The sequence below is a fragment of the Streptomyces sp. CA-181903 genome (assembly GCF_050937075.1).
Classification (GTDB): Bacteria; Actinomycetota; Actinomycetes; order Streptomycetales; family Streptomycetaceae; genus Streptomyces.
The window spans coordinates 5,191,522-5,212,187 of sequence record NZ_JBNJLY010000001.1 but is presented as its reverse complement, the minus strand read 5'-3'; the positions used below and the strand labels follow the sequence as shown (position 1 = coordinate 5,212,187).

At 70.2% G+C, this 20,666-nt stretch carries 12 protein-coding genes and 3 pseudogenes; 8 read left to right on the top strand and 7 right to left on the bottom strand.

Going from position 1 to position 20,666, the window contains the following annotated elements; genetic code table 11:
- Window positions 1-288: 288 nt before the first annotated feature.
- The 3 genes from ACQEVS_RS23385 to ACQEVS_RS23375 form a co-directional block, all read right to left on the bottom strand.
- Window positions 289-2,421 (bottom strand): hypothetical protein, encoded by a 2,133-nt coding sequence (locus ACQEVS_RS23385; protein ID WP_433023364.1) that lies wholly within the window; start codon window positions 2,419-2,421, stop codon window positions 289-291.
- Window positions 2,422-2,513: 92 nt separating this feature from the next.
- Window positions 2,514-3,224 (bottom strand): ABC transporter ATP-binding protein, encoded by a 711-nt coding sequence (locus ACQEVS_RS23380; protein ID WP_433023362.1) that lies wholly within the window; start codon window positions 3,222-3,224, stop codon window positions 2,514-2,516.
- Window positions 3,225-3,821: 597 nt separating this feature from the next.
- Window positions 3,822-4,469, bottom strand: coding sequence for a GntR family transcriptional regulator (locus ACQEVS_RS23375; RefSeq protein WP_433023360.1), 648 nt, complete (start codon window positions 4,467-4,469; stop codon window positions 3,822-3,824).
- 340 nt (window positions 4,470-4,809) lie between these two features.
- Here ACQEVS_RS23375 and ACQEVS_RS23370 point away from each other — a divergent pair.
- From ACQEVS_RS23370 to ACQEVS_RS23360, 3 genes and pseudogenes are all read left to right on the top strand, one after another.
- Window positions 4,810-6,167, top strand: a pseudogene (locus tag ACQEVS_RS23370) (extracellular solute-binding protein).
- Window positions 6,164-7,012, top strand: a pseudogene (locus tag ACQEVS_RS23365) (carbohydrate ABC transporter permease). Before ACQEVS_RS23370 ends, ACQEVS_RS23365 begins: the two co-directional pseudogenes overlap by 4 nt.
- A 489-nt stretch (window positions 7,013-7,501) precedes the next feature.
- Window positions 7,502-8,368 (top strand): XRE family transcriptional regulator, encoded by an 867-nt coding sequence (locus tag ACQEVS_RS23360; RefSeq protein WP_433023358.1) that lies wholly within the window; start codon window positions 7,502-7,504, stop codon window positions 8,366-8,368.
- Between the two features lie 5 nt (window positions 8,369-8,373).
- Here the strand turns inward: ACQEVS_RS23360 and ACQEVS_RS23355 are convergent, their stop codons facing one another.
- The 3 genes and pseudogenes from ACQEVS_RS23355 to ACQEVS_RS23345 form a co-directional block, all read right to left on the bottom strand.
- Window positions 8,374-9,447, bottom strand: coding sequence for a type III polyketide synthase (locus ACQEVS_RS23355; protein ID WP_433023356.1), 1,074 nt, complete (start codon window positions 9,445-9,447; stop codon window positions 8,374-8,376).
- Between the two features lie 73 nt (window positions 9,448-9,520).
- Window positions 9,521-10,345, bottom strand: coding sequence for a helix-turn-helix domain-containing protein (locus ACQEVS_RS23350; protein WP_433023354.1), 825 nt, complete (start codon window positions 10,343-10,345; stop codon window positions 9,521-9,523).
- 754 nt (window positions 10,346-11,099) lie between these two features.
- Window positions 11,100-11,884, bottom strand: a pseudogene (locus tag ACQEVS_RS23345) (VOC family protein).
- A 299-nt stretch (window positions 11,885-12,183) separates the two neighbouring features.
- Between ACQEVS_RS23345 and ACQEVS_RS23340 the strand changes: the two are divergent.
- From ACQEVS_RS23340 to ACQEVS_RS23320, 5 genes are all read left to right on the top strand, one after another.
- Window positions 12,184-12,612, top strand: a complete 429-nt coding sequence (locus ACQEVS_RS23340) for a CBS domain-containing protein (protein ID WP_433023352.1) — start codon at window positions 12,184-12,186, stop codon at window positions 12,610-12,612.
- Window positions 12,613-12,760: 148 nt separating this feature from the next.
- Window positions 12,761-13,615 (top strand): carbohydrate ABC transporter permease, encoded by an 855-nt coding sequence (locus ACQEVS_RS23335; RefSeq protein ID WP_433023350.1) that lies wholly within the window; start codon window positions 12,761-12,763, stop codon window positions 13,613-13,615.
- Window positions 13,616-14,126: 511 nt separating this feature from the next.
- Window positions 14,127-14,858 (top strand): ABC transporter ATP-binding protein, encoded by a 732-nt coding sequence (locus tag ACQEVS_RS23330; RefSeq protein WP_433023348.1) that lies wholly within the window; start codon window positions 14,127-14,129, stop codon window positions 14,856-14,858.
- A gap of 78 nt (window positions 14,859-14,936) precedes the next feature.
- On the top strand, window positions 14,937-17,462 hold the full coding sequence (locus tag ACQEVS_RS23325; protein WP_433023346.1) for an ABC transporter permease: 2,526 nt from the start codon (window positions 14,937-14,939) through the stop codon (window positions 17,460-17,462).
- 201 nt (window positions 17,463-17,663) lie between these two features.
- Window positions 17,664-18,536 carry an NAD(P)-dependent oxidoreductase gene (locus ACQEVS_RS23320; protein ID WP_433023344.1) on the top strand — a complete coding sequence of 291 codons (873 nt, stop codon included), beginning with the start codon at window positions 17,664-17,666 and terminating at the stop codon, window positions 18,534-18,536.
- 891 nt (window positions 18,537-19,427) lie between these two features.
- Here ACQEVS_RS23320 and ACQEVS_RS23315 read toward each other — a convergent pair.
- A complete protein-coding gene (locus tag ACQEVS_RS23315; protein ID WP_004950879.1) occupies window positions 19,428-20,453 on the bottom strand; it encodes an ATP-dependent 6-phosphofructokinase in 1,026 nt (341 codons plus the stop codon).
- Window positions 20,454-20,666 lie beyond the last annotated feature (213 nt).

Sequence of the window (20,666 nt, the reverse complement as noted above, 5' to 3'; positions counted from 1 at the left end):
TATTGCTCGCCGTCCTGCAACGCTGCCCACACAGCCGCGGCCAAGGCCAGCACACCGACCAGGCAAGTCGAGGCGGGCACACGCCTGGCAGCACGCTCCAGCCAACCCTCGCGAGCCGACCATCGACGCACGGACGGCAGGAGCAAAGGTGCCGCCAGTAGCAGCAAGGGCCAGGGCTGCCACCCAGGCAGCCAGCCACCTTTGCCCATAACAAGCATCCCCTGCTGCCCGAAGGCCAGCGCCACGCAAGCCATCCCCAGCCGCCGCGCCCAGCACGCGCGTGCGGTCTCAGTCGCCATAGGGCCGCCACCGTGTGGACTGCCGCACGGCAGCACGGGCTCCCCACCACCACATCACTGCGGACAGCACCGTCAAGGCAACAGCAGTTCCCGTGAGCATCTCCATGGAAAGGGTGATGCCCCGGTCGGGACTTTCCTGCGGCGCAGCCAGCCAGACCGAGACGAGGAAGCTGACTCCGATGGCCGCCAGCAAAGGTGCCAACACCGACCAAGCGGCCATCCCGTAATACAACTTTCGCCTGCCGGTGAGCACGCTCAGCGGCGCCACCACGGCACTGAAGCGCACGAACTCGGAGAGGTTGGCGAGCGCCAAGGCGAGCGCCAGCACCAACACACCGGACGCCCCGAAGAAGATCACCCATCTTCCGTGCGCAACGGCCAGGTTGGCGCCGCCGATCCAACGCGCCCCCAGCAGGTCCACGCTCGCGGAACCGATCGGCAGGTCGTCCCTCAATATCTGTTTGATGCGACCGACAGGCAGCGCATCCCCGTTGGACGACGTCAGGACGATTGCCGGGGGAACACTCACCGGGCCGTCGGACAACACCGGACCTTCTTGGACGTACAGCTCACCCGGCGCGGGACTCGTCCAGCGGACGGCCTCGGCGACTCGCAGTTGCACGTCACGCACGGCGACCCTGTGGCGGGTTTCGGAACAGCTGAGACGTACCGTCCTCAGGGCGTCGCACGGGCCCGTGAACAGTGTCCGCGGAGCCGAAGAACCGGTCTCGCTGCGGACTGCTATGGTCCCGGTGCCCTGGGGCAGGCCTTGGAGCACGGCTTCGAGTCTCTCCCGGCTGACCTTGGAGGGCCGCAATTCCATCAGAAGCAGACCGGCACCCACCCTTCGCATGGTGGCCTTGCCCTGTGCGGCCGACTCGCTGAACTGGGAACTGGTGAGCTGGATCTGGCTGACGACGACCAAGGCGATCGCCACTCCCGCCACAACGCGAGCTGTCACTCCCGGATGCGCGGCAGCGTGCCGCCCCGCCACCACCTGGGCGGCACCGCCGGTACGCCGGGCGGCGCCGGCGAGTCTCCGGCCCGCTGCTGCGGCTCCCAGCGCCACGACGCAGGGCAAAGTGACCAGGACGGCGCCGACGCCGATGTCGTACAGCTGCCCCCGTAGGTTCGCATACCGCTCCGGGTCGAGTCGGGCAGGCCCCCAGACAGTTGCGCAGATCAGCACCGGGCAGGCCATGGCCGCCCAGCGCAGCATTCGGGTCCTGAGCACCCCCGCCCTCGGTGACCGCGCCTTCCGGCGGCCCCTCACTCGGTGCATCAGGCAGACAAGCAGCAGCAGTACTCCCGCGGCGAATGCTCCCGAGAGGGGCAGCCCCCACCACCAGCGCCGCAGGTCTGCGGCGGAAAGCCGGTAGCCGATCCACGGCAGTCGTACAGTGCCGGTGGCAGCCACGAACGCTCCGGGAAGCAGACCGAGCACTGCTCCTGCCAGCACGGGCGGGGCGGCTTCCCCCATATTCAGCCAGAATCTGGCACGCCAGGTGCCTCCCAGCGCGCTCACCAGTGCCGTCCTTTGGTCCCTGGCTGCCGAACCCATGCGGACCGCGACCACACCCAAGACAAGGGCCGGTATCAAGAGCAAATACAAGGCATCCATAAGGTGCCCTCGCTCCTTGATGAACATGACGTCGCCGAACTGATCCCCATGAGGGCCACCAAACCCCATGACAGGCCTGAACGAAGCGCCGGTCATCTGGCGGTCGGTCGGGTTGACGTACCCCATCCGTTCGCCCGGGCTGGCCAGGCCTTCCTCGGCAATCTCCCCGGTGACCACGCCGAAACGCCGCGGCGAGCCCGCGTCCTGCAAGGCTCGGACAAGTGCCGGCGAGAGGACCGCTTCCCCCGGCCCGGGCCAGGCACTGACACCCGGCGGCGGTGGAGCATCTTGAGAGAGCGGGCGAAGGTAGACGACGCTGTGCTGAAGACCACCGACATTATCGAAGCCATCGATTGCCAGAGCCACCGGACGCTGGCCCGGATGCGTGGGGCTGAATTGCAAAGACCGCTTCTCCGTGCGGAGGTGTATGCCGTCATACGCGGCATAGACAGCGACTGCCGCTGACGAACTCAGTGACAGGACGGCGCCTGCCAGCAGCAAGGCAACGATTCGTATTCGGCCACCGCCCGAACGCTTCCCGGCTGAACGCCCGATACGGAGGAGCTGTCGGCGCAAGCCTGGGCGGCCCGCCCTCACCGGTTGGCTCCGTTGATACGCGGCTTCAGTTTGCAATTGACCAATTCAAGGCAAATGTCGGCATTTTGTGCGATTACTTCGTCATGGGTGACGACAACCAGTGCGCAATTCCAGCGGCGCGGCACGGCGAAGAGCGTCGCGGCGACGCTGTCGCGCGTCGCCGCGTCGAGTGCGCCGGTGGGCTCGTCCGCCAACAACACGGTGGGCTCGTTGATGAGGGCACGTGCCACCGCGGCGCGCTGCCGCTCACCCCCCGAAAGCTGCGCCGTTGTCACCGCCTCCGGGACACCCAAGTCGTCGAGCAACCCCTGGGCTTTGCGATAGGCGCGGTCGGGTTTTCCGCCTGACAACAACGCAGCTAGTGCCACATTCTCCACTGGCGACAGCTCAGGCAAGAGCTCACCGAACTGGAAAACGACACCCATGTGGCGACTTCTGTGCCGTTCGAGGGCGCGCCGGCGCATTCGGACGATGTCGCTGCCGACAATCCGCACAGCTCCCGCCGACGGGCGGATCAGGCCCAGCAGGCACCCCAGCAGAGTGCTCTTCCCGCTTCCACTTGGCCCTACGATAGCTACGGAATGACCTGCGGAAACCTGGAGAGTGACCCCGTCCAGGAGCACTCGTCCAGCCACTTCGTAGCACAGCCCGTCGACCGACAACGCATCGCCATACCCAAATTCACGGAAATCTCCGTCGCCGCCCATATTGTCCCTTCTGTGCGTTCTCAAAGCACACCTCCAGGGCGGGAGAAAAGGCCGATCAAGCCTTTCTCCCGCCCCGGCTGCTGTCACCCGTGACTGCCTGGGTGACGGCGGTACGGACTGTTACCGATACTGCCAGTCACCGCAGTTGTCGTCGTTCTTCGGAACCCACTCGCAGACCCGGAGCTTGTAGATAGTCTGACCGGATCCGCTCGAGGTCGTTTGCCCCGGACCGCTCTTGTTCCACAAGTGGTACGCACCTTCGGACCCGTCGCCGCGGTAGTAATCCGCGTGAGAAGATCCACTCGAGAGTTGCTGCAACCAGACTCGGGTGTCCGAGTATCCCGTAGCTGCCCAGGCCCTACCGTTCGGCGAGTACGCGGAGATGTCGGCGAATGCTGGCGATGCTCCCAACAGAGCCACACCGGACAGCGCCAGAATCGCGAATCTGCGACCTGTCGTCCTTTTCACGCTTAGAACCCCTCCTTCATCCGACGTTCAGCGTTCCGAAATCACTCGGCAGACGAACCACATACATCTCGTCCGCCGCCTCATATCCTTCTTGGCTGAGCAGCCGACTTCAAGGAGAACTCACGATGGTTACGCCGCGCGAAGAGAGATCCACGGGGTGACAGCGGATACCGCATACTGGTGTCCCCCCTGGTCCGGCATGCGCCGACTCATTTGCCCACGAACACAGGAACTGTCGAAGTCATGTGGCTTCCCCAGCTCTTTGGTCACGCGCTGTGTTGGCTCCTTTGGCACCCGCACCTTCGCGTACGCCCCGCACCGAGCAGCTAACGGACGGACGGCCGACCCACGGCCCCGTGTTCGAGCATGCACGGGAAGCGGGATACGCCGTACGGCGTCGATGATCGCAATGCGCGAGACCCCGGATCTGTCGGCGACGTCGACGAGTTGTCGCAGCTGTTCGTATACAGCCGCGACAGTTGCGGGGGCCGCAGCGGCGATCACCACGGCAGGTCGCCCTCGACCGAAGTCGATCATTCCTTCGCTCCTCAGCAGGCGAAGAGCGCGCAACACTGTGTTCTTATTCGCGCCGTACTTCTCCCCGAGCTCTCCAGCCGCAGGGAGACGAGAGCCCTCGGCGAACGCCCCCACCTGCATCCCCCACTCCAGGTCAGCCTTGATCCTCAGATAGAGCGGAGTTGCAGCGTTGAAAGTACCCTCTTCGACTTGGCCTACGTCACTGCCTGTCGCGGATCGAAATGGGCGTGATGTCGGCATTCCTTACCCTCCCCTGTCAAAGCGCGTCCTCGGCTCAGTTGACCCACCCCCGAGCGGACCGGGCTTCCTGCCCTTCATCGCAAGAAAGATCCACACCTCCGGAAATACTTGAATCTTGCACTTCGTTTGGCGTTGCACCGCTCCGGCAAGCGCAGACGGCATCTTATGCATGAAAAGAACCGATCTTCATGACGACCGGTAGTTTTTCCAGGCACCAGCAGAGCGTGGAATAGCCGCCAGGCTGAAGGTGGGCGGAAATGCGCATCAGCCGATGCGTAGCACCCGACAGGCCGGGAAGCCCACGAAGTGTCACCGAGGCTCCGGACCGTTGGAGGTCACCATGCCCGTGCACCCGGCCCGCATAACCTTGATCAGCGTCATCGTTCTCCTCGCCGGCCCGCTCACCGCCTGCGGGGCCCCGGGCGGCGATCCGAACACCGTCCGGGTCGTCTACCAGCGCAGCACCGACAACAAGTACCGCATCCTGGACGGCTATCTGGCGGGGGTGAAGCGGCAGTTCGAGAGGGAGCACCCGGGCCGGAGGATGGAGCTCGTCCCCGTGCAGGCCGCGCAGGACGACTACGCCGTCAAGGTGCAGCAGATGATGCGCTCGCCGCGGACCGCGCCGGACCTCGTCCGCGAGGACACCTCCCTCATCGACTCGGACGTCGAGTCGGGGTACCTCAGACCGCTGGACGACAAGCTGGCCGGCTGGCAGGACTGGAAGCGGTACCTGCCGGCCGCCAAGGCGCTGGTGACGGCGGAGGACGGCAGGACGTACGGGGTGCCGGACGGGACGGACACCCGGGGCTGTGGTTCAACAAGGAGATCTTCGCGCGGGCCGGCCTGCCGGCCGACTGGCAGCCGCGGACCTGGGACGACGTCCTCGACGCGGCACGGGCCGTCCGGGACCGGGTCCCCGGGGTGATCCCGTTCCACCTCTACACGGGCAAGGGCCCCGGGGAGGCGGCGGCCATGCAGGGGTTCGAGATGCTGCTGTACGGCACCGGACGGGACCCGCTGTACGACCCGGCGCGGAAGAAGTGGCTGACCGGCCGCCAAGGCTGCGTGGACGCCCTGGAGTTCGTCCGCACCGTCTACGCCGAGAAGCTCGGCCCGGATCCGACCGACGCCCTGGACCCGAATGTCAGCACGCGCGTCACCGCCGAATGGCTGCCCAAGGGGAAGCTTGCCATCGCCCTGGACGGCAACTGGCTCGGCAAGAACTGGCAGCCGGACGGCAGCAGACCGTGGCCCGCCTGGTCGCGGGTGCTGGGCCGGGCCGCCTTCCCCACCCGGCACGGCGCGGCCCCCGGGCGGGTCAGCCTCTCGGGCGGCTGGGCCTGGTCCGTCGCCGCCCGCTCCCGCAAGGCGGACCTGGCCTGGAAGGTGCTGGAGACCCTCCAGACCCGGTCGAACGCCCTCGACTGGACCGTCCGCGACGGGCAGATCGCCGTCCGGGACGACGTCGCCGCCGACGCGCGCTACCGGACGTACGTGCCGGGCATCGACTTCTTCACGGGCCTGGTCGCGGTCACCCGCCACCGCCCGGCCCTGCCCGTCTACCCGCAGGTGTCCTCGGCGTTGCAGGAGGCGATGGAGGAGGTGGCCACGGGCGACGCCTCGCCGGCGCGGGCGGCGAAGGGTTACGACGAGGAGCTGCGGTCCGTCGCCGACACGGCGGGGGCCGGCCGATGACCGCCCGCCGCCGCCCGGCGCCCGCCCGCTGGCTCCCCCTCGCGCCCGCCACCGTCCTGCTGCTCCTCTTCCTGGCCGGCCCGGTCGTCTGGTGCGTCGGGATCGCCTTCACCGACACCCGGCTCACCGGCCAGGCGTCGGCGTCGTGGGTCGGGTTCGCCAACTTCCGGCACGCCTTCGCGGACGGGGACTTCCGCAACGCGGTCGCCCTCACCCTCGTCTTCACGGTCCTGTCGTCGCTCGTCGGCCAGAACACCCTGGGCTTCGCGCTCGCCGCCCTGATGCGGCACGCGTCCCGGCCGGTCCGCGCGGTCACCGGCACGATCGTGATCACCGCGTGGGTGGTCCCGGAGATCGTGGCGGGGTTCCTTCTCTACACCTTCTTCCACCGGCGCGGCACCCTCAACGCCATCCTGGGCGCCCTGCATCTGCCCACCCAGAACTGGCTGTTCACCCTCCTTCGCCAACGTCTGGCGCGGCACCGCGTTCTCGATGCTGGTCTACTCGGCGGCGCTGGACGGCATCCCCCAGGACATCACCGAGGCCGCCCTGGTCGACGGCGCCACCGGCCTCCGCCGCTTCCGCCACATCACCCTCCCCATGCTCCGCCGAACCATCGGCACCAACCTCATGCTCAACACCCTGCAGACACTGTCGGTTTTCGGCCTCATCTGGTCCATGACCCGAGGCGGCCCGGCCCACCGCAGCGAGACCCTCCCCGTCTTCATGTACGACCAGGCCTTCCTCAAGTCCCTGATCGGCTACGGCACGGCGGTGGCGCTGCTTCTGCTGCTCGTCGGGGGTTGTTCTCGCTGGTGTACCTGCGGCTGCTGCGGGAGGAGTGAAGGCGGAGGGGGATCGTCCGGGACCGCGCACGCGCTCCGGCCGGGCTGCCTCGACGGTGAAGTCACCGTTCGCCGTCGACGGATTCAGGCGGTACTGGACGGAGGGGGTCGTCCTCGACCACCTCCTACTTGTCACCGCGGGAGCCGCCCGCCGAGATCCGGTACCGGCCGCGATGGGGAAAACCCCTACACCGCCGTGGCCGGCCCGGCCGTCCGCTGCGGGGAACTCCACGAACGCGGGCCGACCGAACGCGGGCCGACCGAAGCCGGACACACCGTCATCCGGCCGAGCCGCGACGCGACCGCAGGGGCGACACAACCGGCACCCACGGCCGAGGACGGGACTTGCGTGCCCGCTTGTTGCCATTTCCGCGACCCGCGACGGAGCACGGACTTCTCCGGCTCTATCATCAGGGCGCGACCGGCCTTTACAGGTGCGGATCGCACCTCGAAAAACGGAGGTCCCCGGTGTAGGAAGGGAGTTGTTCATTGGACGCGGAGGTGCTGCGCCAGATGCTCACCGAACGCCGGGCGGCCGTCAGTCCCGAAGGGCTGGGGCTGGTACGGATGGATCCCCGGGGCAGAAAGTCCCCGGGGCTGACGCAGGCACACATGGACCACTTACTCCTGCGCGCCCCCGGCACCTACGGCAAACTGGAGCGCGGCGTCCTGGACAATCCGGCGCCCGAGTATTTGCGCGATGTGGCCCACACTCTCGGACTCACCGAACAGGAATGGGTCGTTCTCTACGGATACGCCCGGGGCGAGCAGCCGCCGTTCCCTCTCGCGGACAGTTCGCGGACCACCACGCCACGCCACTGGCGAGAGGTGATCACCGAGTCCCCCGGCGTCACCTACATCAGCGACAGTCTCTGGAACGTTCACGCCTACAGCCGCGGTTTCGCCGGGTTGTTCCCCGGCCGCCGGGTCCCGCACAACACCATGCACTGGATGCTTTTCGACGAGAGCGCCCGCACCACGCTGCTCGACTGGGAGAACCGCTGGGGTCCGGTGGCCGTCCCGCAGCTCCGGCTGGCGCAGGTCCGGCACAAGGGTGACCCCGTCCTCCAGTGGCTGACGGACCGCTGCCTGGCCGATCCGCTGTTGAGCAGGTGGTACCGGAGCGTCCCGTCCGGACACGCGCATCCGGACGGGGCGATGCGGCCATGGCGCCACCCGGAGCACGGCCCCGGCACCATCACCATGTGCGTCAGCGAACTCTCCGGGTTCCCAGGGCTACGGCAGTTCCAGATGATGTTCCGCACGGACGAGAGGACCGCCCCGGAGTACCCCGAATCGGATCCGCGCACCCACGACCCCGCCGGCTACTACCCGCCGTGCGTCCCCGCGCCGTGACGGGGTCACGCGTGCCAGGCGCCGACGCCGCCGGCGGCCACGAAGCCCGGGCCGAAGGCGAGCAGCAGCCCCGGGGTGTCGGCCGGCGGCGGATCCGCGTGGGTCCGCGCGAGGACGTCCAGGACGGCGACGCCGCCCAGGTTGCCGTTGGCCGCCAGGCTGTCCCACGAGTGCCGCAACCGCTCCCGTTCCAGCGTCAGTTCCTCGGCCACGCTGTCCAGGATGCGCGGCCCGCCGGGATGGGCGACGATCCACTCCGGCAGGAAGGGCCGGTCCCCCTCGGCCGCGGTCACCAGCCATTTCCGGAGCGCGGGCATCGCCTCGCCCGCCGCCTCGATGGCCTTGCGGCTGGAGTTGAAGTGGAAGCCGCTGCCGTCCAGGTGGGCCCAGTAGCGGTCTCGGCTGTGCGGGAGCAAATACTCCCAGGTGGAGTCGATCCGCAGGCCCGGCGACAGGGGCTCGTCCGTGACCACGCAGGCACCGGCGCCGTCACCGAACAGCCCTTTGTAGATCATGGCTTCCACCGAGGTGTCCTGCTGGTGGTAGATGGCGCTGAAGGTCTCGGCGACGGCCACCAGGCACCGGCTGCCCGGCCGTGCGGCCATCAGGTCGGCCGCGCGGACCAGCCCCTGGGCGCCGCCCGAGCAGGCGAGGGACGCCATCGGGACGCGCCGGACGTCCGGTCGCAGACCGAGCGCCTGGACCAGGTGGACGTCGAGACCGGGAACCGCCCACGAAGTGCTGTGGCTGGTGACCAGGCAGTCGATGTCCGAGGGCGCGAGCCCGGCGTGCGCGAGGGCACCGCGGGCGGCCTCCTCGGCGAGCCGGCAGGCGTCGTCGAACGCCGCCTGGTTGCGTTCCAGGACGGGGGCGTTCCCGGAGACGGTCGGCGAGTGGAGGGGGCGGGCGAACCTGCGGGTGGAGACCCCGGCGGCCCTGACGATGCGCAGGGTGGCGGCCAGGCGCGGGAGGCCGCCGTGGTGGGACTGGATGTCGTCACAGATCTCGTCGGTGGTGACGACGTGTTCGGGCAGCGCTATGGCGGGCCACGCGACGTAGGCGGGCAAGGGATCCTCCACGGGGGGTCGGTGCGGGGGGCTGCGCCCGGCGGCGGCCTCCGCACGGCGGCCGCCCGGCCGGGTAAGTCCGGGCTCATGTGGCGCGGAGGATGGCCGGTCCGGTGTGCCGGCGTTCCTCGCCTGGCCGGAAGATCATGACCATCAGGCGGGCCCTGGGTGACGACAGCGGCTCGGCCGTGCACAGGGACACCCAGCCCGGTCCGAGCCGGGCGTGCAGCAGCGGCCGTTCGTCACCGTCCGGGTGGATGTACGACCCGCCGCCGCCCTTGTACAGCGGGCCCGCGACCGGGTCCGCCAAGACGTCCTTCTCGATCCCCGCGAGCGTCTCGTCGTGCGGCAGGGCCGCCATGGCGGCGCGCAACTGCGGCAGCACCATGGGGAGCCAGTGCTCGTCCCAGCCCATCAGGACCTCGCGTGCCTCCGGTGCCAGGAGCATCCACCGCATGGTGTTGGTGGGCACCCGGCCGCTCGGGAAAATCTCGGCGAACGCCTTGTTGTACGTGACCACCCGCCATGACTGGTCGGTGATGTACGCGATATGGGAGATGCCGTCGATGACGTCCTGCCACGCCCCGCGGACTTCGGTGCCGGACCGCGGATGAAGCGGCGTCGGCGGGTCCCGGTGAAGCGTGTAGAGCCAAAGCAACGACCACTCGTGTTCGTTGAACGCCAGAAGTCGGGCGACATCCCGCAATAAGTCCTCGGGAGGATTGAGGTAGTTACCCGTCTCCAGCCTGTTGTACGTTCCGTGAGTGCGGTGCAACAGTTGATCGATCTGCGATTGCGTGAGCCCGGGAGCGCGCCGTCCCTGCCTGGAGGGCCTACTCAAACCGTATTCTTCCGGGGCGATGAGCGCCCGTCGTTCGCGCAACAGCCATTGAAGCGCTCCCTTGTCCATCTGCCCCCCATTACCACGGCTCCCTGCGTGAGGGAAGACGCTTTAGTCCGAGAGTTTTTCGGAGGAAAAGTTGACCGCTGTAATGATCGCATCTCTCCTGCATCATCAGACTCGGGTTCGACCTACGGGGGTGACCGAACCCGATTCGCCGTCCACGGCGAGTGATGCATCAGTTACGGGAGGGGAACATGCGATCGTCCTTCGACGGGAAATGGCGGCAGTGGGCGGAGTTGATACGGCGTCAGTTACCGCGTTCGGGTTTACGTTCTCCCTTCGGGGCTGCCGCCGCTCTCCGCGAAGTTAGCCCTGTGCTCAACGGCTGAAAAGACGCCCCGCAACAAGTGAGGGGTTGCGGTCCGACGGACGGGATCCGCCGGATTCCCCGCCGCACACCGGGGCCCGCTCAAGCGCCGGCCCACACGGGAAGACGCCACCCGCGGGGACGCCGCCGATCAAGCGGGGATGCCGCTGATCTTCACGCAAAAACTGGGCAAAAACAAGCCTTGCCAGGTTTGTGAACGCCCACTACGGGAGCCGGGCGCCCAGATGACGCCCGCCCACCCGGTACGAGTACGGACCCAGCCCGTAGCGCCCCACCGCCGCGGGCCCGTAGTCGTCGCAGAGCCGGAAAGACGCGGAATGCCCGGGAAACCCGGAAGTCCGGGCAGAGCCCGGTGATGGCACCCGCCCGTCTGCGGCCGTTACGCCGCATCGCATCGAGAGCCGTACGAGAAGAACGGGCGGGGAGCGCCCGTCAGGCGGCCGCCGCCGGCTGGTCCGGGCGGATGACGGCGAAGGGGGCCCCGGCGGGGTCGGCGAGCCAGGCGATGCGGCCGACTCCGGCCACGTCCGCGGCCGGCATCAGGGCCGAGCCGCCGCCGCGCTCCGCCGCCGCGACCACCGCGTCCGGGTCGACGACGGCGAAGTAGGGGATCCAGCGCGGCTCGTCGCCCTCCTGGAGGGGGCCACACCGCCGAACGAGGCGGCCTGCTGGTCGCCCTCCGCCGTGGAGAGCACCTTGTAGACCATCCCGGGGACCTCCATGTCCGCGACCCGCCAGCCGAAGACGCCGCGGTAGAACGCGTACGCCGCGGTCGGGTCGGCCACGTGCAGCTCGGTCCAGCACAGCGCGTTCTCGGCCGAGGCGCGGTCCAGGCCGCCGACGCGGCCGGGCTGCCAGACGGCGAACTCCGCGCCGCCGGGGTCGGTGAAGCAGGCCATCCGGCCGGCGTCCATCACGTCGAAGGGCCGGACCCGGACCGTGCCCCCGCCCTGCTCGACGGACTTGGCGGTGGCGTCGGCGTCCGGCGTCCGGAAATAGACGGTCCAGGCGGAGGAGGCGCCCTCCTCGGTGAGCGGGCCGACGGCCGCCACGGTGGCGCCGTCGCGGCGGAAGAAGCCGTAACCGCCCGCGTCCGGCCCGGCCGACTGGAACTCCCAGCCGAAGACCGTCCCGTAGAAATCGGCGGCCTGTCCGGTGTCCGGGCTCCCCAGGTCGAGCCAGCTGGGCGAACCGGTGACGAAATCGGTGGTGAGCATGGCCGTGAACCCCGTCTCTCCTCGTACCCCTCGCGGTACCACTCGCGCGGCGCGTTTCCCGTCTTCTGCCCCGTTCCCAGTCTCGCACCGGCCGGGGACCGCCGCCCGGTACGGCACGGGCCGCCCCACGTGCGGCACCACCGCGACCGCGCGAGCATGGGAAGAGGGGAAAAGGGGACGGACGGGGGCCGGACGGCCCCGCATGCCCCGCGGCGCGCGTCACGGCGCCACACGTCACCGCACGCGGACGGGGCACGCGCGAGGGGGAGATCACAAAGGCGCAGTCAGGAGGTATCACCATGACCACCGCCAAGGACATCATGCACGAGGGCGCGCAGTGGATCCCCAAGACGGAGACGCTGCTCAACGCCGCCCGGCGGATGCGCGACCTGCACGTCGGCGCGCTCCCCGTCAGCGACGAGAACGAGCGCCTGTGCGGCATCATCACCGACCGGGACATCGTGGTGAAGTGCGTGGCCGAGGGCCATGACGCGTCCCGGTGCACCGCCGCCGACCTGGTGCAGGGCACACCGCGCTGGGTCGACGCCAACGCCAGCGTCGAGGAGGTGGTGCGGGAGATGGGCAGCCACCACGTCCGCCGGCTCCCGGTGATCGAGAACAAGAAGCTGGTCGGCATGATCAGCGAGGCGGACGTCGCCCGCAACCTCCCCGAGGACCAGGTCCACGCGTTCGCGTCGCGTGTCTACGCGACCCCGCCGCAGACCTGAGCCGACCCGGAGGGGGACGACGAGTCGATGCGGAGCGGGCCCGGAGCGACCGGGCCCGCTCCCCGCGCCGGGCGCACGCACTCCGCGCGCCCTGTCCGCCCCGTCGCCCGCCCGCTATCCTCCGAGCACGCGCGCCCGGAGGTCGTCCATGCGTCCGCTCCCCGCCCTGCGCCCGTCGCTCACCCGCCGCGCCCGGCGCCGTCTGGCCGCCGACGCCGCGCTGCTCGCCGTCGCCGCCGCCTTCGCCGTGCCGCTGCTGTGGCTGGCCCTGGCGTCCGTCGACCCCGGGGCGAGTCTGAGCGTACGGGCCCCGGACGCGCCCTCGGCGGACAACTTCTCGGCCGTGCTGACCGACGAGATCACCTTCACCCCGATGCTCAACAGCCTCCTGCTGTGCGGCGCCGCCACCGCACTCACCGTGGCCTGCGCGGCGCTCGCCGCGTACCCGCTGTCCCGCTTCCGCTCCCGCTTCGGGCACTCGTACCTGCTGACGATCCTGTTCATGACCTGCCTCCCGATCACCGCGGTCATGGTGCCGGTCTACGGGCTGTTCGTCCGGATCAACCTCATCGACACCATGTCGGGCACGATCCTCTTCCTGGCCGCCGCCCAACTGCCGTTCGCCGTCTGGCTGATGAAGAACTTCATGGACGACGTCCCGACGTCGCTGGAGGAGGCGGCCTGGACGGACGGCGCGGGCCGGTTCACGGCGCTGGTGCGGATCGTCCTGCCGCTCATGGGGCCGGGCACGGCGGTCGTGGCCGTCTACTGCTTCGCGCTGATGTGGGGCAACTTCTTCGTTCCGTTCCTGCTCCTGCTGTCGCCGGACCGACTGCCCGCGTCCGTCACCGTCTTCACCTTCTTCGGCAACCACGGGCAGGTGGCCTATGGGCAACTCGCCGCGTTCTCGATCCTCTACTCGACGCCCGTCGTCCTGCTGTACGCCCTGGTCGCCCGGCGGCTCGGCGGCGGGTTCGCCCTGGGCGGGGCGGTGAAGGGCTGACCGTACGGACGGGGACGGGCCGGGACGGGCGGGGGCGGACGGGGACGGGCTGACCGGCCGGCCGGAGCGAGGGGGCCGACCGGCCGGAGCGAGGGGGCCGACCGGCCGAGCGAGGGGCCGTCCGGCCGAGCGAGGGGCCGTCCGCCCATCCGGAGCCAGCCAGGGCACACGCCCCCGAGCCCCGCCGCTCCCCGCCCCCCATGCGTCCCATGCCCTCATGCAGCCCCCGAAGCTCTCACGCCCCCCGGAACCCTCGTGCGCCCCCAGAACGACCGCCGTCCCTCTCAAGGACTACACGCCGCCCCCGCCCCTCCCGAAAGTGCGACGCCGCTTTCCGGTCTCGCGGCTGACGCCCGGCGGCCTCCCGGCGCCGAGACTGGACGGGTCCCTTCCGATTGCCGCCCGGCCCGGTCCCCCACACCGGTCCCCGCGGCACCGGCAACCCCGTCCGTCCCCGAGGAGCCCCCTTGTCCCCACGGCCGTCCCGACCACCCCCCGCACCGGCGCCGTAGTGGCCCGCGCCACCGGCCTGAGCAAGGTGTACGGCGCCGGGGAGACGCGGGTGACCGCCCTGGACGCGGTCGACGTCGCCTTCCGCCGGGGGGAGTTCACCGCGATTATGGGCCCGTCGGGTTCGGGCAAGTCGACGCTGATGCACTGCATGGCCGGCCTGGACACCGTCTCCTCCGGTTCCGTCCGGATCGGCGACGCCGAGCTGTCCGAGCTCGGCGACCGGCAGCTCACCCGGCTGCGCAGGGACAAAGTGGGCTTCGTCTTCCAGGCGTTCAACCTGCTGCCCACCCTGACCGCGCAGGAGAACATCACCCTGCCGATGGACATCGCGGGCCGGCGGCCCGACCCCGAGTGGCTCCGGGAGATCGTCAACGCCCTGGGGCTGTCGGAACGGCTCGCCCACCGGCCCAACCAGCTCTCCGGCGGGCAGCAGCAGCGCGTCGCCGTCGCCCGCGCGCTCACCTCCCGCCCAGAGATCGTCTTCGCCGACGAGCCCACCGGCAACCTGGATTCCCGCGCCGGCGCCGAACTCCTCGGCTTCCTCGGGGAGTCGGTGCGCGCCCTGGACCAGACGGTGGTCATGGTCACCCACGACCCGGTGGCGGCCTCGTACGCGGACCGGGTGCTGTTCCTCGCGGACGGACGGATCGTGGACGAGATGCCGCGCCCGACCGCGTCGGCGGTGCTGGACCGGATGAAGGCGTTCGAGGCGCACGGCCGTACGAGCTGACCGCCCGGCGCCCGCCCCTCCCGCGGGCAGCCGACGACCCGCCGCCCCCGACCAGACCACCAGAATTCAGGACTCCACGTGTTCCGTACCGCTCTGCGCAACCTCTTGGCGCACCGGACCCGCCTCCTGATGACCGCCCTCGCGGTCCTCCTCGGCACCGCCTTCGTCTCCGGCACGCTCGTCTTCAGCGATTCCGTGAACAAGGCGTACCGCGACCGGACGTCCCGCAGCCTCGACGACGTCGCCGTCTCGGTGACCTCGACGGGCGGCGGCCCGGGCGACGCCACCGGGCTCGACGCCCGTACGGCCGACCGGATCCGCGCGCTCCCCGGCGTCGTCTCCGTCCGCCCCTCCGTCACCGGCACCGTCATCGTCGCCGACCGCCACAACGAGTCCGCGGGCAGCGAATGGGGCAGCACCGGCGCCAACTACGTACCCGGCGCGGACGGCAGGGACCGCCGCTACCCGCTCGTCGAGGGCCGCGGCCCGGCCGCCGCCGGGGAGGTCGCGCTCGACACCAGGACGGCGGGGAAGACCGGCGCGCGGATCGGCGGCACGGTGCGGCTGGCCGTCGACGGGCCGGTGATGACCAAGAAGCTCGTCGGCACCGTGAAGACGGACGACCCCCGGGTCGGCGCCGGCGGCAGCCTGGCCCTGTTCGACACGGCCACCGCGCAGAAACTCCTCGGCACCAAGGGCCGGTTCGACGAACTCGTCGTCACCGCCGCCCCCCACGCCGACCGGAACGCGCTGACCGCCCGCGTCCGTACCGTCCTGCCCGACGGCGCGCAGGCCAGGAGCGGCACCGAGCTGGCGGCCGAGCAGTCCAAGGCCATCGACGAGCAGACCGGCACGATCCGCAAGACGTTCCTGGTCTTCGCCGCGGTCTCGCTCTTCGTGGGCATCTTCATCGTCGCCAACACCTTCACCATGCTGATCGCGCAGCGCACCCGCGAGATCGCCCTGCTGCGGGCGGTGGGCGCGTCGCGCCGCCAGGTCGTGCGCTCGGTCCTGATCGAGGCCGGGCTGCTCGGTCTGATCGCGTCGGCGGCCGGGTTCCTCCTGGGCCTCGGGGTCGCCGTCGGCATGCGGTCGCTGCTCGGCGCCAACGGCGCGCAACTCCCGGACGGGCCGCTGGTCGTCACGCCCACGTCGGCGCTGTCCGCCCTCGGCGTCGGCTTCCTGGTGACCGTCCTGTCCGCCTGGCTGCCGTCCCGCAAGGCGGCGCGCATCGCGCCGGTGGAGGCGCTCGCCGCCGTGGACGCGCCGGCCGGCACCCGGAGCCTCGTCGTACGCAACACCATCGGCGCCGTCCTCACCGGCGCGGGCGTCGCGATCATGCTGTACGTCAGCACCCTCGACAACGCCCGCGACCTCACCCTCCCCATGGCCGGATCGGCGCTCACCCTCACCGGCGTCATCGTGCTGGCCCCGCTGCTGTCCCGGCCGGTCGTCCACCTCTTCGGGCGGCTCGCGGAGCGCGTCTCCGGCGTGAGCGGCCGGCTGGCCCGGCGGAACGCGCTGCGCAACCCGCGGCGCACGGCCGCCACCGCCTCGGCGCTGATGATCGGCCTGACGCTGATCACCGGCCTGACCGTCACGGCGGTCTCCGCCGACCGCGGCATCGACCGCATGGGCGACCAGGACCTGACGGCCGACTACAAGGTGGACACCGCGGGCGGCCGGGGCCTGGCCCCCGCCACCGCGCGGACCCTGGCGAAGCTGCCGGGCGTCGACGCGGCGGTCCCGCTCCGCGTCACCGGCTTCGAGTCCGCGGGCGACCCGGCGGGCATCCGGGGCACGGACGTGGCGGCGGTCGGGAAGGTCACCGATCTGACGGTCCTCAAGGGCTCCCTGTCCGACGTGCGCGGCACGCGCGTGGCCGTCAGCGAGGATTACGCCCGCAAACGGCACCTCACGGTCGGCTCGTCGCTGCCCATGACGTTCTACGACGGGAAGCGCGCCACCGCCCGCGTCGTCGCCGTCCACACCAAGAACGACGTGCTGAGCGACGTCCTCGCCGCGCCCTCCTTCGTCGACCCGCACCTGGACCGGGTGCGCGACCAGGAGGTGCTGGTCAAGGCCGCGCCCGGGAAGGCCGACGGGCTGCGCGCGCGGATCAGGGAGGCCCTGGGCGGCAACCCGGCCGTCAAGGTCGAAAGCCGCGACGAGCTGCGCCGCTCGGCCGCCGGCGACATCGACGACGTGCTGTACCTGATGTACGGGCTGCTGGGCGTGGCCGTGGTGATCGCGGTGATCGGCGTGGTCAACACCCTCGCCATGTCGGTCTTCGAGCGCACCCGGGAGATCGGGATGCTCCGGGCGATCGGGCTGGCCCGCTCGGGCGTCCGGCAGATGGTGCGCCTGGAGTCCGTGATGATCGCGATGTTCGGCGCGGTGCTCGGCGTGGGGCTGGGACTCTTCCTCGCCTGGTCCGGCGGGCATCTGCTGAAGACCTCGTTCCCGCAGTACCGGATGGTCGTGCCGTGGGAGCGGATCGGGGTGTTCCTGCTGCTGGCGCTGGCGGTCGGGATCCTGGCCGCGGCGTGGCCGGCGCGGCGGGCGGCGCGGCTGGACATGCTGGAGGCGATCGGGGCGCAGTGAGGGGGCACACGGCGAACCGGGGGTCCGTCGGCGACCGGGGCCTTCTCGGGTGGGGGCCCGTCCGCGGGCGGGCCCCCACCTCCAGGTAAGTACCCACCATATTGTGCGTACTTGAGCGGGACCGCCGCCTGGACGAGGCTGAAGGGGCGCGCGCAGCCGAGAACACATTCAATCCCCCGCCTCTTCAGGAGCAGCCCCATCATGAGCAACACCCCCGTCACCGTCCTCGGCCTCGGCGCCATGGGCAAGGCGCTGGCCACCGCCTTCCTCACCAACGGCCACCCGACCACCGTCTGGAACCGGACCCCCGAGAAGGCCGAGCCGCTCGTCGCCCTCGGCGCCGTCCGCGCCGACGACGTCGTGGCGGCGGCGAGCGCGAGCGAGCTGGTGATCGCCTGCATCTGGGACTACGCGTCGGTGAAGGAGACGCTGGAGCCGGCGGCCGCCGCCCTCAAGGGCCGGACGCTCGTCAACCTCACCAACGGCACGCCCGACCAGGCCCGCCGGATGGCGGCATGGGCGGACGAGCACGGCATCACCTACATCGACGGCGGCATCATGGCCGTCCCGCCGGGCATCGGCACCGAGCACGCGTTCATCGTCTACAGCGGCGCCCGCGAGGCGTTCGACGCGTACCTGCCGGTGCTGGAACTGCTCGGCGCGGCCCGCTTCGTCGGCACCGACCCCGGGCTGGGGGCGCTGTACGACGTGTCGCTGCTGAGCGGCATGTACGGCCAGTTCATGGGCGTGATGCACGCCCTGGCGATGACGTCCTCGGCCGGGGTCCCGGCGACGGAGTTCGCCCCGCTGCTCAGTTCCTGGCTGGAGGCCATGGCGACGAGCATCCCGCGCTTCGCCGAGCAGATCGAGACGGGCGACCACTCCCAGCACGTGGTCTCGAACCTCGGGATGCAGACGGCCGGTTTCGACAACCTCATCACCGCCGCCGAGGAGCAGGGGGTGCGCCCGGTCTTCTTCACGGCGCTCCAGGACCTGATGGTGCGGCGGACGGCGGAGGGGTACGGGGCGGACGACCTCACGAGCATCGTCGAGCTGATGATGACGCGGAAGTAGAACGGCTCCCCGGCGTAAGGGGGTTGCGAAGAAGCGGCGTGCGGCGCCCGGTGAACTCCGGGCGCCGCACGCCGCTTTCACGCTCCCCCTCAACGGCCTCTCAACGGCCTTTGGGTGCAAGCGCGTTGCGATAGCGTACGGACCAGCGTCGCATACGCGCCCCCCTTCACGAGGGACCCACGCACGTCGGGGTCCTCGTCCGGGAGGTCCTTCACGGGCTTCCACGGGCGGGGAGTCCGAACCCGGGCCCCCTCCGGAGCGGTCACCGGTCCTCTGACCGCAACCGATGAAGGGGGGCGCCGTGGGGCGTCACCGCAAAAGGCCTCTGCACGAGCGGATCGCGGCAGTGATCCGGGAGTTCTGGAGGTGGCTCAACGAACGGTGACCGCCAGTCCTCCGGAATACTGAGGACTGACGGTCAGGATGCCGTCCGTTGAGGGCGGTGTCGGCTCTCGTCCCGGGTGGCCGCCCAGGGGCGAGAGCCTCTTTTTGGTTGTACCGCGACGACGCGGTGAGCGCCGCCTCCCTGACCGCCAGTCCTCCGAGAAGCTGAGGACTGACGGTCAGGATGCCGTCCGTTGAGGGCGGTGTCGGCTCTCGTCTCGGGTGACCTCCGGGGCGAGAGCCTCTTTTTTCTCTTGTGCTTCGCTGCAAATGAAGGGAGCACTTCGCCCAGGAAGACTCGTGGACGAAGCCATGGGGCGTCCCCGGCCCCAAGGATTCCGAGGACTCCCCAGGGCCACCAGCACTCTAGCGCCCCCGCACCACACCGTAAACGCCGCCGCGTCAAGCGCCGTACCCGCCAACCCCCGTACGGGGGAAGCGAAAAGCCGCGAACCGGAGCCGTCCGGACGAGCCCTCCGCCCGCGAACCCCTCGGCCCCTCAGCCGGTCAGAAAACCGACTCCGCCTCGTCCATCCGGTCCTCCGGCACCCGCTTCAGCTCGGTGATCGCGTCCGCCAGCGGCACCATCGTGATGTCCGTGCCGCGCAGCGCGGTCATCTTGCCGAAGTCGCCGCGGTGGGCGGCCTCGACCGCGTGCCAGCCGAAGCGGGTGGCGAGGACGCGGTCGTACGCGGTCGGGGTGCCGCCGCGCTGGACGTGGCCGAGGATGACCGGGCGGGCCTCCTTGCCGAGGCGGCGCTCCAGCTCGCCCGCGAGCTTGGTGCCGATGCCGGCGAACCGCTCATGGCCGAACTGGTCTATGGCGCCCTTCTTGTAGTCCATCGTCCCGTCGGCCGGGTGCGCGCCCTCGGCGACGCAGATGACGGCGAACTTCTTGCCGCGGGCGAACCGCTCCTCCACCATCTTCACCAGGTCGGCGGGGTCGAAGGCGCGCTCCGGGAGGCAGATGCCGTGGGCGCCGCCGGCCATGCCGGACTCCAGGGCGATCCAGCCGGCGTGCCGGCCCATGACCTCGACGACCATCACGCGCTGGTGGGACTCGGCGGTGGTCTTCAGCCGGTCGATGGCCTCGGTGGCGACGCCGACGGCCGTGTCGAAGCCGAAGGTGCGGTCGGTGGAGGAGATGTCGTTGTCGATCGTCTTGGGGACGCCGACGACCGGGAGACCGGCGTCCGACAGCATCCGGGCCGCGGTGAGAGTGCCTTCGCCGCCGATGGGAATGAGCACGTCGATGCCGTGCTCACGGGAGAAGTCCTTGGCGTTCTCGCACGCCTCGCGCAGCCGGGCGCGCTCCAGCCGGGCGGAGCCCAGGATGGTGCCGCCACGGGCCAGGATGCCGCTCACGGCGTCGAGGTCGAGCTTGCGGAACCGGCCGTCGAGCAGGCCCTTGAAGCCGTCCTCGAAGCCGATGACCTCGTCACCGTGCTCCGTGATGGCACGGTGCACCACCGAGCGGATGACGGCGTTCAGGCCGGGGCAGTCGCCGCCCGCGGTGAGGACTCCGATGCGCATCGTGCTGTGTCTCCTGCTGGTTCTGGTGGTCGCTAGTGGGACCTGTGAGCCGGACCCGATTGTTCCACGGGCCTGCCGGGGGCGCCGCGCTCGTACGGGCGGCCGTCAACGCACATTAACCAACACACTGACGATCTTCCGCCGAGCCCCTCGCCTTTCGCCTGACGAGCGCCTTATCCAGGGTCGCAGGTATTGTCAAGAGGGCAAGACCAC

Bases quoted from the DNA above. Each gene is read 5' to 3' on its own strand.
- ACQEVS_RS23320 (WP_433023344.1), top strand. From the start codon at position 17,664: ATGAGCAACACCCCCGTCACCGTCCTCGGCCTCGGCGCCATGGGCAAG.
- ACQEVS_RS23375 (WP_433023360.1), bottom strand. From the start codon at position 4,469: ATGCCGACATCACGCCCATTTCGATCCGCGACAGGCAGTGACGTAGGC.
- ACQEVS_RS23380 (WP_433023362.1), bottom strand. From the start codon at position 3,224: ATGGGCGGCGACGGAGATTTCCGTGAATTTGGGTATGGCGATGCGTTG.
- ACQEVS_RS23340 (WP_433023352.1), top strand. From the start codon at position 12,184: ATGACCACCGCCAAGGACATCATGCACGAGGGCGCGCAGTGGATCCCC.
- ACQEVS_RS23335 (WP_433023350.1), top strand. From the start codon at position 12,761: ATGCGTCCGCTCCCCGCCCTGCGCCCGTCGCTCACCCGCCGCGCCCGG.
- ACQEVS_RS23315 (WP_004950879.1), bottom strand. From the start codon at position 20,453: ATGCGCATCGGAGTCCTCACCGCGGGCGGCGACTGCCCCGGCCTGAAC.
- ACQEVS_RS23350 (WP_433023354.1), bottom strand. From the start codon at position 10,345: ATGGACAAGGGAGCGCTTCAATGGCTGTTGCGCGAACGACGGGCGCTC.